The 14,151-nt window shown below is 50.6% G+C and carries 12 protein-coding genes; 8 read left to right on the top strand and 4 right to left on the bottom strand.

Features of this window, described 5'->3' with window-relative positions; all coding sequences use genetic code 11:
- Nucleotides 1-169 precede the first annotated feature (169 nt).
- From purM to DEF47_RS04670, 8 genes are all read left to right on the top strand, one after another.
- Entirely contained in the window at nucleotides 170-1,198 is a 1,029-nt protein-coding gene (gene purM / locus DEF47_RS04705; RefSeq protein WP_012192374.1) for a phosphoribosylformylglycinamidine cyclo-ligase, read from the top strand.
- Between the two features lie 113 nt (nucleotides 1,199-1,311).
- Nucleotides 1,312-1,740: an anti-sigma regulatory factor gene (locus DEF47_RS04700; protein ID WP_012192373.1), complete on the top strand. Its 429-nt coding sequence runs from the start codon at nucleotides 1,312-1,314 to the stop codon at nucleotides 1,738-1,740.
- A complete protein-coding gene (locus DEF47_RS04695) occupies nucleotides 1,740-2,321 on the top strand; it encodes a SpoIIE family protein phosphatase (protein WP_012192372.1) in 582 nt (193 codons plus the stop codon). Before DEF47_RS04700 ends, DEF47_RS04695 begins: the two co-directional genes overlap by 1 nt.
- A 32-nt stretch (nucleotides 2,322-2,353) precedes the next feature.
- Nucleotides 2,354-5,008, top strand: coding sequence for a GAF domain-containing protein (locus DEF47_RS04690; protein ID WP_012192371.1), 2,655 nt, complete (start codon nucleotides 2,354-2,356; stop codon nucleotides 5,006-5,008).
- Between the two features lie 116 nt (nucleotides 5,009-5,124).
- Nucleotides 5,125-6,423, top strand: coding sequence for an LCP family glycopolymer transferase (locus DEF47_RS04685; RefSeq protein ID WP_012192370.1), 1,299 nt, complete (start codon nucleotides 5,125-5,127; stop codon nucleotides 6,421-6,423).
- A 58-nt stretch (nucleotides 6,424-6,481) separates the two neighbouring features.
- Nucleotides 6,482-7,339 carry a DUF5656 family protein gene (locus tag DEF47_RS04680; protein ID WP_012192369.1) on the top strand — a complete coding sequence of 286 codons (858 nt, stop codon included), beginning with the start codon at nucleotides 6,482-6,484 and terminating at the stop codon, nucleotides 7,337-7,339.
- Nucleotides 7,336-7,959 carry an L-threonylcarbamoyladenylate synthase gene (locus DEF47_RS04675; RefSeq protein WP_012192368.1) on the top strand — a complete coding sequence of 208 codons (624 nt, stop codon included), beginning with the start codon at nucleotides 7,336-7,338 and terminating at the stop codon, nucleotides 7,957-7,959. Before DEF47_RS04680 ends, DEF47_RS04675 begins: the two co-directional genes overlap by 4 nt.
- A gap of 287 nt (nucleotides 7,960-8,246) precedes the next feature.
- Nucleotides 8,247-8,924, top strand: a complete 678-nt coding sequence (locus DEF47_RS04670; protein ID WP_012192367.1) for a hypothetical protein — start codon at nucleotides 8,247-8,249, stop codon at nucleotides 8,922-8,924.
- A 99-nt stretch (nucleotides 8,925-9,023) separates the two neighbouring features.
- On the opposite strand, the gene DEF47_RS04665 is transcribed toward DEF47_RS04670, so the two are convergent.
- The 4 genes from DEF47_RS04665 to DEF47_RS04650 form a co-directional block, all read right to left on the bottom strand.
- Nucleotides 9,024-9,464 (bottom strand): hypothetical protein, encoded by a 441-nt coding sequence (locus DEF47_RS04665; RefSeq protein ID WP_012192366.1) that lies wholly within the window; start codon nucleotides 9,462-9,464, stop codon nucleotides 9,024-9,026.
- 293 nt (nucleotides 9,465-9,757) lie between these two features.
- Entirely contained in the window at nucleotides 9,758-10,177 is a 420-nt protein-coding gene (locus DEF47_RS04660; RefSeq protein ID WP_012192365.1) for a hypothetical protein, read from the bottom strand.
- Nucleotides 10,178-10,285: 108 nt separating this feature from the next.
- A complete protein-coding gene (locus tag DEF47_RS04655; RefSeq protein ID WP_012192364.1) occupies nucleotides 10,286-11,470 on the bottom strand; it encodes a phosphoglycerate kinase in 1,185 nt (394 codons plus the stop codon).
- 155 nt (nucleotides 11,471-11,625) lie between these two features.
- The gene (locus DEF47_RS04650) at nucleotides 11,626-14,100 is read right to left on the bottom strand and encodes a DNA translocase FtsK (protein WP_012192363.1); all 2,475 of its coding nucleotides are present in this window, start codon (nucleotides 14,098-14,100) and stop codon (nucleotides 11,626-11,628) included.
- Between the last annotated feature and the right edge of the window lie 51 nt (nucleotides 14,101-14,151).

The following is a 14,151-nucleotide window of genomic DNA, read 5'->3' as shown; positions in this document are numbered from 1 at the left end:
CGTGGTGTATCAGTGGATGATTGCATACCACACAATGCCCTTGAGGGATGCAAGGGGTGAACGCATCCCAACAATTATGCCGCTAACCAATAGCCCATCTTCGATCCTCAATGTTCTTTGTTCTATAATGAGCCATCAACCAATCAATTCGGAACTGGAGTAGACAACCATGACCACCTATAAGGATGCTGGCGTTGATATTGCAACCAAAATGGATGCGATCCAACAGATGGGAGCCGCAGTTAAGGCCACCCATACGCCAGCAGTGTTGGCAGGTTTAGGCGCGTTTGGCGGCTGTTTTGATTTGGCTCAGGTTAATGCAAGCCATGCGCAGCCAGTTTTGGTAGCCTCGACCGATGGGGTTGGCACCAAAACAGCGGTGGCCGCAGCCGTTGGCGATGTACGCACGATTGGCGCAGATCTCGTTAACCATTGTATTAATGATATTTTGTGCCAAGGCGCAACGCCACTCTTTTTTCTCGATTATATTGCGGCCTCAAAGCTTGAGCCAGCCATGGTTGTGGCCGCAGTTGAGGGGCTAGCAGCAGCCTGTCGTGATGCAGGAATTGCCTTGCTTGGCGGCGAAACTGCCGAAATGCCAGGCGTTTACCACGATGGAGCCTTTGATGTAGCAGGAACAATCGTCGGTGTGGTTGATCGGGCGCATATGCTTGATGGCAGCGCAATTAAGCCAGGTGATGTGGCAATTGCCTTGCCTTCGACGGGCTTGCACACCAATGGCTATTCGTTGGCGCGAAAAGTTTGCGCACCCTTAGGCTATGCCAGCCAACCAACAATTTTAGCTGGTTTGAGCATTGGCGAGGCTTTGCTGGCTCCGCATCGGGCCTATTTGCACGAAGTTCAGGCCTTGCGTCAAGCAGATGTGGCGATTCACGGTTTGGCCCATATCACTGGCGGCGGCATTTGGGATAACATTCCGCGGGTATTGCCAGCCAACGTGACAGTCGAATTAGTTCGTGGTTCATGGCAAGTTCCAGCAATTTTTAAATTAATTGTGGAACAAGCGGCGATGGATGAACACGAGGCCCATCATGTGCTCAATATGGGCTTGGGCATGATTCTATTTATTGCGGCTGAACAGGCTGAGCAAGCACTCGCAACCATCAGCGATGCCCAACTGGTCGGACGGGTGATCGAGCAAATTAATCAACCGCGAGTGGTGCTAGTAGATCACTAGCAACTGTGCTATACTGCCATCGATAGTTTGCCAACCTTGGTATTAATTAAGGTTGGCAAACGAAAGCTAGTTGTCATCTTCATCACTATCGCAACCAAAACGGAAACGTTATAATGAGTCGTGAACCTCTGACCCAAACGATTGCTCGTGAGGTTGATGTCTACATCGCGGTCAGCCATGGACGTGAAGTATCGCGTGGCCTAGGCTTTGATGATGTTGATCGTACACGGATTGAAATTGCGATTTTAGAATTGACGCGCAATATTTTGGCTCACGCCGAACGCGGTAGCATAACCGTGCGCGAAATTGAACGCAACGAGCAACGTGGTATCGAAATCGAGGCAAGCGACAATGGACCAGGCATCGCAGATACAACCCTTGCCTTACGTGATGGCTATAGCACCAAGCAGACCCTTGGCACGGGCTTGCCTGGGGTTAAACGGTTGATGGACGAATTCGAAATTGAATCCCAAGTTGGTGTTGGCACGGTCGTTCGAGCACGGCGGTGGCTCCCACGTCGGCGCGAACGCGGAGGACTATAATGAGATTAAATTGGAGCGCCCAAACGCGCAGCAAATATGGTCAATCGGTCTCTGGCGATGGCTATGCTGTGATCGAAAGTCAAAATAGTATCTTAATCGCTGTGATCGATGGCCTTGGCGGGGGCGCAGAAGCAGCCAAGCCAACCAAATTAGCCTTAGAAGAATTGCACCAACATGCGACCCGACCGCTCAAAGAATTGATCGAGCGTTGTCATAAGGCACTTCACGGCACACGCGGCGCAGTGATTGGCTTATTGCGCTTGGAGTTCGATCATCTTCGCGCAAGCTATATTGGCGTAGGTAATATAGGTATTCACGTCATCAGCGATCGGGTGATTAAGCCTATTTCCAAAAATGGCATTCTTGGGCATAATCAGTTACCAAGCCTGCTGGAAATGACCTATACCTTTAATCTCGGTGATATTTTTGTGTTGTATAGCGACGGCATTTCAACTCGCATGATTACCGATTCGGCTTTGCATCATGCGATCGAAAACCCCGAAGCCTTGGCGATCAGCTTGATGGAACGCTATGGCAAAACCACCGATGATGTCACGATTCTGATTGCTCAAACCCAGTAGGTCAGCCTTGCGTTTTGTCCAGAAGGTGCGCTATGCAGAAAACGTCTACGCCTCAATTGCGTCAATTTCTGATTGATAATGCTGAGCAGGTGATCGCCCGCTGGGTGCATCGCCTCGGCACTGCCGTGCCCAAAAATGGGGTGCATTTTCCCTCGGTGCATGTGCGGCGTTTATATGAGTTGCTGCTAACGTTACCTGACGAGCAAACCGATCTTGAGCTAGCTTTGGTTGAGTTGGGCATCGATTGGCATGCCTTTGAATTAACCACCCTAATTCAGCTGAGTTTTCAGTTACGCCCAGCAATCGTTGATGTATTGCAAACACACAAGCTGACGCGCTGGCAATCGTCGAACGAGCTTGATCAATTGGTCGAGCGCTGTACGATTTTGCTCACCAATCATCACAACACCACAGTCCAAGCCGAATTGCGCGAACAGGTGGCCCAAGCCGAATATCTGCTTGATCATCAGGCTCAAATGGCTTCCGAATCCGATTATTTTGCTTTACAGATGTCTACGCTCTATGAGCTTTCGCAAGCCATGAGCGCCTCGCTGGATCGCGAAATTCTTGAAGATATTGGCCCACGAATTCTCTCAGCCTTTACGGTCGAGCGCTGTGCAATTGTGTTGCGCATCGACGACGACACATGGATGATCGAACATGCCTGGGGCGATGATTGGGCCAAGTTAACTGGCCAGCCGCTTGATCCTGAAAATTTGCCCGCAGCCCTCAAAGTTGCTACCGCTCAAGGCATGGTCCAACTCCAACCAATGGTCGAGCCAAATAGCACCTCGTGGATGGTCGATAACCAAGGGGCGTTGTTTGTGCCGCTGCGCCAAGAAAATAATATGCTTGGCTGTTTAGTGGCCCAAGGCTCAACTTTGATCGAGCGCATCGACGATGTGATGATGAACCTCTGGCGCACGGTTGCCAACCAAATTGTGGTCACGCTGCAAAATATTCGTTTGTATAGTACGGTGCAGCAATTAAACGCCGACCTCGAACGCAAAGTTGCCGAGCGTACCGCCGAACTGAGCGAAGAACGTGATCGGCTCGAAGCAATTGCTGATATTGCTCGCGATATTTCGACCCTCGAAATTGATGTGCTGCTCAACCGGATTTTGCAAGCACTAGCCAACCTGACTGGCGTGCAACATGGCTCGGTGATGCTGATCGACGCTGCTACAGGCTTGCTGGTTGATCGGGCAACCTTGGCCGGAATTTCGCATACGCTTGGTTCGCGGCGCTTCCAAATTGGTGAAGGCTTGGTCGGCTGGATCGCCCAACATCGCCAGCCAGCCTTGGTTAACGATGTGACCAACGATGATCGTTGGGTGCAAGTTGATGCCTTTGGCCAGGAGGTTGGCAAAAATACTGGCTCGTTGGTCGGCATGCCGCTGATCGCAGGCGATGATATTGTGGGCGTGTTGATGCTCTCACATCCTAAATCGCACTTTTTCAATCAAAGCCATATGCGTTTGCTCAAAGCAATCGCTGGCGAAATCGCAATTGCCATTTATAACGCCCAGCTTTACGAATATTTGGCCGAACGCACCATCAAGCTTTCAACCATGCTGCGCCATCAAGAAGAAGTTTCGAGCCAAAACAACGCTATTTTGCAATCGCTGAACGATGCAGTGATTGTGTTCAATCTTGATCGCAATATTATTTTGGCCAACGCTGCCGCCGAATCAATTCTGGATCGGCCACTTGATGAGTTGGTAACTCAAAGCTTCGATGAATTGCTTGAATCATTGAATATCAAATTACCAGGCGATCCGCTGGGAGCAGTGTTGAACAACCCCGATGCCACCCAAACCCAAGGCATTATCATCAAACGCGCCACCCAATCGATCAGTGTGACTTTGGTTCCGGTGATGACTGAGCGTGGCGAATTGCTGGGCGCGTGTTTGATTGGCCGCGATATTACCCGCGAAGTCGAATCGGATCGGTTGAAAACTGAGTTTATTGGTACGGTTTCGCACGAGTTGCGCACGCCGATGACCTCGATCAAAGGCTATACTCAATTGCTGGCGATGGGTTCGTTGGGCGAAGTAAATTCCACTCAGAAGGAATTCCTTAACACGATTGCCCATAACTCCGAGCGGATGATCGCGATTATCAACGATTTGCTGGATATCACCAAGATTGAAACTGGCAGCGTTGAATTACAAATGGCCCGGCTGATGGTCGCTGATGTAATGAGTAGCGTGGTTGGTAATGCACGGGCTGAAATTACCCAGCGCCAACAGGAGTTCTCGCTAAGCCTCGCGCCCAATTTGCCAACCATTTGGAGCGATATGGAGCGTATTCGCCAAGTGGCCTCGAACGTGCTATCCAACGCGATCAAATACACGCCCAATGGCGGCAAAATCAGCGTGAAAGCCTTCGAAATCAATTTCAACGATATTCCAAACAAGCAACGCGAAGGGCTGCAAGTCGGGCGGCGCTATATCGCCTTAGCGGTGCAAGATAGCGGCGTGGGCATCGACCCCAGCGAACATGAAAAAGTCTTTGATCGTTTTTATCGTACCGAAAACCCGCTAAAAATTGAAGCTGGCGGTACGGGCTTGGGGCTTTCGCTAGTTCGCCCGCTAATTCAACTGATGGGTGGCCGGATTTGGCTTGAAAGTGCGGTCAACCAAGGCACGACCTTCACGTTTATTATGCCAGTCGCTGCTGATTAACACGTTTTGCAAGCATTCACGATAAAAACGTAGCTGATACGTAGGCTACGTTTTTTGCATCTTCGCGACGAGCCGCCTATAATCAAGCGACAAACTACCATCCTCAAGGACGTTGCATGGAATGTCAAGACGTGCGCCGCCAACTTGCGGCAGGAATTCGTCCGGCGGTGCGTCCGCCCGAACGTGCTCAAATGGGTTTCCACATTGCTAATTGTGCCGATTGCTATGCCTTATTAGAAGTATTGCAGGTTGAAGAACAGCGCCAATTATTAACGACCCTGCTTGAAGAGCCAGTGCTTGCCGCGCCTACGCCTACGCCAGCACTCACCAAACCAACTCGCCGCCGCTGGCCGCTGGCCGTTTTTGCTATGCTGGCTGTGCTGGTGCTTGGCGGTAGTTGGTGGTGGTGGAGCACGCCTGAGCAAGTGGTTGGGGTGCAAATTGAGCCAAGTAACACGCCAGCGCCAGTTATTGCAGGCGGCATAGCTGAACCAAGCGTGATTCCAGTGATTCAGCCAACGGCTACCGCCCAAGCTATTGCCACAACTGAGCCAAGCGTAACCCCGCGCCCAACCAGCACCCCGCGACCGAGCGCAACCCCGCGCCCATTAGCCGCCATGACAGTGGCAATTTTGGGCTTGGATCGACGACCTGGCGAGACTGAGCCAGCGCGGGCTGATGCATTGTTGGTTTTGCATCTCAATCCACGCAATCAAAGCGCGGCCTTGGTTTCCTTGCCCCGCGATTTATGGGTCGCTTTGCCGCCGGAATATGGCTTCTCGGTCAAATTAAATGCTGCTTATATGTATGGCGAGGGCGATAATGGCGATGCTGAAGCTGGAGCCGAATTGGCACGCCAAACCCTGAGCACCACCATCGGCCAGCCAATTGATGCGGTGGTGGTTACAACCTTTGAAGAAATGATCACCATGGTCGATTTAATTGGGGGCATTGATGTTGATGTGCCCAAGGAAATTTACGATTCGCGCTACCCAACCTTTGATTATGGCTATATGGAAGCGCATTTTTTGCCAGGCATGCAACATATGGATGGAGCAACGGCGCTGATTTATAGCCGCACCCGCCATGCCGACAACGATTTTGAGCGTGGTAAGCGTCAACAGCAGGTGCTTTTGGCAATTTTTGCCCGTTTGCAAAATCTCATGCAAGCCAATAATAGCGTTGACAACATCGAATTGGTTAGCTCGTTGTACAATACCCTCGAATATACCAGCATCGATTTGCCGACGACCTTGCGTTTGGTGCTGGCAATTCAGAATTTCGAGCCGGCTGGGATTCAGCGCGAATCGATTGATTTAAACTATGGTTATGAAACCAGCACCAGTGATGGTGCTTACATCATTCAACCAGATTTACCAGCAATTCAATCGCGAATTGCCGAATTATTCAAGTAGATTATGCCAAGCATAATCCTAGCGATAGGCTAGCCCAGCTAGGCTATCTTGATAGCATATGAAACTAACACCGCGTTTCGACCGCATTTTGCCACTCATCAGTTTGGTGGTTTTAGGCTTGATGGTGGTCTTTCTGCTCGAATCCAACCCCGATTATCCCTTAGTGGCCCGTATTAGCAACGATCTGCCAGTGATTTCGGTGGCGTGGTTTATTATCGCCCTATTGGTCATTATCATCAGCACCGGGGCCGATTTATTGGCCAAAGCGCACCCGGCTTTGGAGCATCGTGAACTGTTGCGTTTGCCTGGCCCACTCAGCAAAATCGAAATTGTGCCCTTGTTTTGGGTTTTGCCCTCAGCGGTGGTGGTTGGCTCGTTTGCCTTCTTTCGGTTGTTTCAAGAAACCTTGCAAGGCACGGCCTTTATTTTGGTGTTGGTGGTTTGCGGCAGCTTACTAACCGCAACCTTGGTTGCCCAGCATTATGTGCTCGATCGCGATACTGAAGTACGCGATAAGGCGCGGGTTGGACTACAAGCAGTAGCCTATTTGGTGGCTTTTGGCATGTTCAGTGCAATTGCCAACGCCCACTATCGCATGATTTTCACTGGCATTTTGGCGTTTAGTGCCAGCGTACCCTTGGCTTATCGCCTTTTAGCCCGCAATGTCAACGATCACCAACGTCCATTATCGTTGGCATTAACCGTGGTTGGCGTGGTGATCGCTGAGGCTGCGGCAATGCTTAGCTTCTGGCCCGCGCCATTTTTGATTGTTGGCACACTGCTGACGGCGCTGTTTTATGTGATGATGAACTTGTTGCATCATGCCCAAGCTGGCACACTTGATCGGCGCATCGGCTGGGAATTGGGAATTGTCGGCGCAGCCGTCTTTGTGATTTTGACCGCAACAACCTTATGAACACCAATGTTATCGATTTTGATGATGCCGGTTTGGCCTTAGCCTTGGCGCAATTACAGCAAGGCCAAATTCTCTGTTTTCCCACCGATACCGTCTATGGTATTGGTGGCTCAGCCTTGGATGAAGCAGCGATTGCCCAAGTTTTTCAGGCCAAAGCACGGCCAGCCACGGTTGCGCTACCGATGTTGCTGGCTGATTTGGATGATCTATCCAAGGTTGCCCGTGATATTCCCGATTTGGCGTGGCGTTTGGCTGAGGCTTGGTGGCCAGGTGGCTTGACCTTAGTCTTGCCAGCGGTCGCGCAGCTACCGCAATTATTAACTGCTGGCAAAGCGACGATTGCCGTGCGAGTGCCAAACCATGGGCAATTGCGCAACTTGATTCGCCAATTTGGCACGCCAATCGCTGGAACCAGTGCTAATTTGCATGGTAAAGCAACGCCGAATACCGCGCAGGCTGTGGCTGAACAATTGGCTGGGCGTGTGCCATTGGTGCTTGATGGTGGGTTTGCAATGGGCGAACAACCCTCAACGATTGTCGATCTCAGTGGTGAGCAACCGACAATTTTGCGTCAAGGGGTTATTTCAGCGGCCCAACTCAGCCCTTGGTTGGAAGCCTAAACCGCTTGAGGGCTGAGCCATAATCGCGGCACATTTGCTAGAATGCTTGGGCAATGGGGGCGGCATAGGCAGTCCATCAGTTAAAGCCAACGTGCCATGATGTCCTTTGGGTGCAAGTCCCAACGTCTCCACCAAACCTCATTGGTGTATCCTCAAAAATCGCTAAAAAGCCAAAGTACTAGCGATAGTTAACCTAAAAGTGCTAGCCAAATACCTGATTTTTGCAGCTCTAACTTAACTCTTTGATGCGTATTGGGGTGTGGAGTTATAGCCGAAGGATAAGGTATATGCTGAGCCAAATCAAACAAATCAAACGATCATCGTGGCTAATTATGGCCTTAATTGCGGCCTTGCTGGTTAGTTTTACCCAGATTAACCGTCATCAAGAGGCGATTTTGCGCCTCGAAGCCAAGCGTGATGCCAATATTGCCTTGAGTGGGCATCATCTATGGCGTGAGTTTGATACTCTCAATCTCTATGCTCGTGATGCTTGGCAAGATTTTGAAGCAGGCGATCTTGAACAAACAATCACCAATTTAAACCAAACTATTCCAAGGCTGCATATGATCGATAGCCTAGTTGACATCTACAACCAAGCAATTAGTCATCGTCACCTTCAAAGTCAACGTGGGCTTTACGCGCCACGCCTGCTTTCCCCGCATATCACCGTAGGTTGGTCGAATGATCTTGCGTTGATTCGCACTGCATTACTTGAGCAAGGCAAACTGAATGCTGCTCAAATTAAACAGTTTAAGGCAATTCAATTTGACATTGATCGCTTTGCGTATCACTTTTCACGTGATGTACTGGTAACGGGCGATCCACAGCAACTCGATTATGCCCTAACCAATTGGTGTGGCACACTGCAAACCGAAGACGCAAAATTTGCGGTTGATGTGTTTGGTGATTCATCGTTGGCGGCCTTCAATTATGTTGATGAGTTGTTGAAACAAACCCAACGCTAAACCCAAATATTCTTTGTGCAAGAAGATTAACTAGGAATTCCAGCTCCAGCCGAAACTTGATACTTCGGCTGGAGCCTTCACGCTATCATACAATTCATCCTACACCTTAAATTGTTGTCGAATGTGAGTTTGCGCGAGATAGCTCATAATGCCAACCCCAACGACTCCGCTGAAAAAAGTAAATAGCGGCCAAATGGTCATTGGTGATTGGCCCAAACATACTTCATATAATAAATTGATGCCCATACTGATTTCTAGTGCAATGATCCCGCAATAAGCCCAACGTCGGGTTTTTAATAAACCAATCAATAAGGCCAAACGACTGGTATTCAGCAATAACAATAGGGTTGTCCAAAAAATCTCAGCGTTCATGCCACTGATCAGCGTTTCTGGCGGAGAAACAGCAATACCAATGATTAAGGTTCCAATATAGGAACAACTGCCGAGCGTAAAAAAGCAGCCAATAATCGCATAATAGCCACAAATCAGCAAGATTGGGGTTTGTTGAATCAATTGAGGGGTTTTAGGAATTTGATACATAATTACTCCTTTTGCAAGGAGACGTATTTGATTACCGCGGTATTACCATAAAAAACACCCATAGCATAGCAGTGCTGCGAATGTTTGTTGATTAATTGCTTGTAACGTTTATGTGTAATAATGCATTGGATTGAGAACCAGTGCTCGTTCCCTCACCCCAGCCCCTCGCCCACTGCGGCGGGCGAGGGGAGCACGCCTGGATCGGTTCCCCCTCGCCTCGCGGGCGGAAGAGGGGGTTAGGGGGTGAGGGCATGCTGGTCGTTGTTAACGTGATAAACCATTACACGTATGCGTTATGTTGACTTAAGGAATTGTTGTTTAATTTTGGGCTGAAGTAGATAACCAAGAATCAGCATTCCAATCAAGCCCGATGCGAGTTCAGGCCACGTAATCAGGCCACTATGTAATACAAATTGTGATATCAGATTAATAATTGTAAGTAACTCAATGATCAACGCTCCATAATATGCCCACCGATAGAATTTCAATAGACCAACCAAGAGGCCCAAACGGCTGACATTGGCCAGTAATAGTACGCTGCTCCACAATAAACTTAGGATGTAGTTGCCGCCAAGCATCTTAGAGTCGATCATAATGCTAAAAAATGTACAGCTGCCAAGAATTGCCAGAAACCCCACAAACCCATAGTAACAACACATCAGAATCATTGGCCAGCGATATTTTGGCTGTGGATTATGCGGAACGCGATACATGGAGATTTCCTCTCAACTCACAGAATGCTTGCTCTTCAAAGGTTGCTAATAAAAAGCCCCACAGAATCAAGCGTTCTGTAGGGCTGCGTACTTGAGTAAGCGAGCGAGTTATTTATCGTTGAGCGCGGCGATGCCTGGCAGCACTTTGCCTTCGAGCAATTCGAGGCTCGCGCCACCGCCAGTTGAGATGTGGCTCATCTTTTCAGCTAAGCCCATTTGCTCAATCGCTGCAACCGAATCGCCACCACCGATAATCGTGATTGCGCTGCTATCAGCCAAGGCTTGAGCAACGGCGCGAGTGCCAGCAGCAAATGGCTCTAGCTCAAACACACCCATTGGGCCGTTCCAAATCACGGTTTTGGCTTCGCTAACCACTTGCGAGTAGGTTTGGCGGGTTTCTGGCCCAATATCGAGAATTCGCCAGCCATCGGGCACATCGTCGATGCTCAGCACTTGGGTATTGGCTTCGGCACTGAAGGCATCGGCCACCACTACATCGCTGGGCAACAACAATTTCACGCCACGACCTTGGGCTTCGTCGATCAAACGGCCTGCTTCGGCCACGCTATCGGCTTCGACCAATGAAGCGCCAACCGCCTTGTTTTGCGCCAACAAGAAGGTATTGGCCATACCGCCGCCAATCAGCAATGAATCGACTTTGCCCAGCAAGTTTTCGATCACGCCGATTTTGTCGCTAATTTTTGCGCCACCAATGATCGTAACGAAAGGTCGTTGAGGATCATCCAAGGCTTTGCCAAGCGCCGCCAATTCGGCTTCCATCAAGAAACCAGCCACGGCTGGCAGGAATTTGGCGAGGCCTTCGGTTGAGGCATGAGCACGGTGGGCCGCCCCAAAAGCATCATTCACATAAATATCGCCAAGTTTGGCCAATTCTTCGGCCATGGCGGGGTCGTTGGATTCTTCGCGGGGGTCGAAGCGGGTATTTTCCAGCAACAGCACTTGGCCTGCTTGTAAGGCTTGGGCAGCAGCTTCGGCCTCAGCGCCAGTCGTTGTCTGAATATAGTTCACTGGGGCATCCAGCAGCGATTGGAGATGATCGGCAACTGGCTTGAGCCGGAATTCTTCGGCCACTTTTTTCTTCGGGCGGCCCAAGTGCGACATCAAAATCACACTTGCACCTTGTTCGAGCAAATAGTTGATCGTAGGCAACGCTGCCCGAATCCGAGTGTCATCAGTGACTTTACGGGCTTGATCAAGCGGCACATTGAAATCCACCCGAACCAAAGCTCGTTTTCCGCTCCACGCTACATCACGAATGGTCTGCTTGTTCACAAGCGATCTCCTTGTACAAGGCTATAGGCGATAGGCTATCTGGGCGCTATCAGTGCTACGAACCAAGAACCGCATAGCCTATGCTCCCCATAATAAACGATTTCGTCGATCTGTTGGGTAGCAGGCTCTACGCCACAGGTGCAGAAATATCACCGCTATTCGTCGCCACCAGCCTTCGCTCCCTGTTCTGGATTGAGCACCTCGCGCGAACGACTGCCCTCGGCTGGCCCAACAATTCCGCGCTGTTCCAGCAGTTCGATCAATTGGGCGGCCTTGCTATAGCCAATCCGCAAGCGTCGTTGGAGCATTGAGGCCGAAGCGCGTTGATGTTGGCGCACCAATTCAATCGCCTTGGGCAGCAGTTCATCTTGCTCGTCGGCTTGCAAAAAGACATCGCCCATGCTGGTTTGGCTGCTTGGCGCAGGCTTGGCTTGGGGGTTGGCAGCATCGGGCTTGGTCAATTCAGGTGGAATTTGCATGCGCCAGAATTGCACAACTTTTTCAACTTCGCCATCGGAAACAAAGGTGCCTTGCACCCGAATCGATTTGGCAGCATCGACCGCCAGATAGAGCATATCGCCACGGCCAAGCAATTGCTCGGCTCCAGGCGTATCCAAAATAACCCGTGAGTCGATTTGCGAAGTCACGGCGAAGGCGATCCGCGTAGGGAAGTTGGCCTTGATCAAGCCTGTTACGACATCGACCGAGGGCCGTTGGGTTGCCAAAATCAGGTGAATTCCGGTGGCACGAGCCATTTGAGCCAAACGACAAATCAAGGTTTCAACTTCATCGGGAGCCAGCATCATCAAATCGGCCAGCTCGTCGATAATCACCACGATATAGGGCATTGGCTCAAGGTCGGGGCGCTTGCGGGCAGCTTGCATATAGCTTTCGAGATTACGAAAACCACCCTTGGCAAAAACCTTGTAGCGCCGTTCCATCTCGCGCACGGCCCACTTGAGCGAGCTAACCACCCGTTCAAGCTCGGTTACCACCGGCGTGAGCAAATGCGGAATATTGTTGTAAACGATCAATTCGACCATTTTGGGGTCAACCATGATGAATTTTAGCTCGTTGGGCGTGTGCTTCATCAACAACGAAATAATAATCGAATTGATACAAATACTTTTACCTGAGCCAGTGCTGCCAGCTACCAGCAAGTGCGGCATTTTGGCCAGGTCGGCAATCACCACATTGCCTGAAACATCTTTGCCTAGCGGAATTTTGAGCTTGCCGCGTTTGGTATCAAACTCTTCGCTGCCAATCACATCGCGCATGGCCACCGTGGCAATCGCCGAATTGGGAATTTCGATGCCAACCACCGAGCGGCCTGGCACAGGGGCTTCGATCCGTAACGATGGCGCTGCTAACGCCAAAGCCAAATCGTTTTGCAGGCTGGTGATTTTGTTAATTTTGACCCCGATTGCTGGTTGGAGCGCAAATTGAGTGACTGCGGGGCCAGTGTTGGCCTCGACCACCCGCGCCTCAACCCGAAACGAGGCCAAGGTTTCCTCGATAATCCGCGCTTTTTCGCGCTTTTCTTCATCGCCAATTTGGCCTTCAACAAACTCATCGAGTGCGTTAAGGGTTGGCAACGGCCAAGCACGATGGGTCAGCGCTTCGTCTGGCTCGATAAAGTTGGGGTCTTCAGCATTAGCGTTTGGCTGATTAGACTTGGTTTGATCATCGGCAGGCTTGAGCCGTTTGGTTGGGGCCATACTGCCAGCTGCATTTGGCGCAACTGGTGGCGGGGCAACTTCCTTGCGGCGGGCTGGCCGATTTGGCTCAGGAAGGTCGCGATTAAACAAACTGGCTTGGGCGGGGCGCTCAGCAATCGGCGTAAGCACCACCTCTTGGTTGGTTGTATCTTCAAGAATCGCTTGACGACGTTTGTTGCTGACCTTGGGCATGGCTTGCGGCGCGGGCAATTCCAGCGGTCTGAAATGCTCCTCAGGATAATCATCAAACATTGGCTCACGCCGAACGGGCGAACCCAACAAGCGGCGACCTAAAATACGCAAACCGCCCGTGTAGTAGAACAATGCTGCCATAATTTGGCGTAAGGTCAGATTAAAGGTCAGCATAATCCCGATCAGTCCAATCGTGACCGAAAAGAGCAATGCCCCACCCTTGCCAATCCCGCTGATTAAAATGGTCAGCAAGGTTTGACCAACGACCCCACCGCCAGCGCCAACGTGAAACTCAGGGTGTTCGCGATGAATTTCATAGCCTGGATATTCCAGTAGCATCAACAGCGAAAGCAGCACCATCAGCGTGCCAAGAATATTCGCGCCGCTCAAACGGCTATCACTAAATCGCTCCTGAAAGATCATCAGGCCGCCCAGAATGCCCAGCGCCACCGGAACTAGCACCTTGCCAGTGCCAAAAGCCCGCGCCACAGCGGTATTCCATTGCGTGCCAATCACCCCTTGATCGCCGCTAAATGTACTGAATAGCAAGGTCAATAAGCCCAAAAATACCAAAATAACCGCAAAAATCTCACGCTGAAGATTTTGAGGAATTTGGATTTGCGGGGTGATTGTTTGTTTAGCTGCGCCCCGTTTGCGGGCGGTCGCAGCGGTTGGCTTTTTGCCACTTTGGCGCTTTGGCGCAGATTTTCGCGTTGACATTGCTACTCTATCCCCAAGTGATGTACTCAATTCGTTGGTGTTTGATTGCTT

This window comes from Herpetosiphon sp., assembly GCF_003512625.1.
Lineage (GTDB): Bacteria > Chloroflexota > Chloroflexia > Chloroflexales > Herpetosiphonaceae > Herpetosiphon > Herpetosiphon aurantiacus.
Note: the sequence above shows the minus strand (reverse complement) of the source record. Positions and strands in the feature narration are given on the sequence as shown.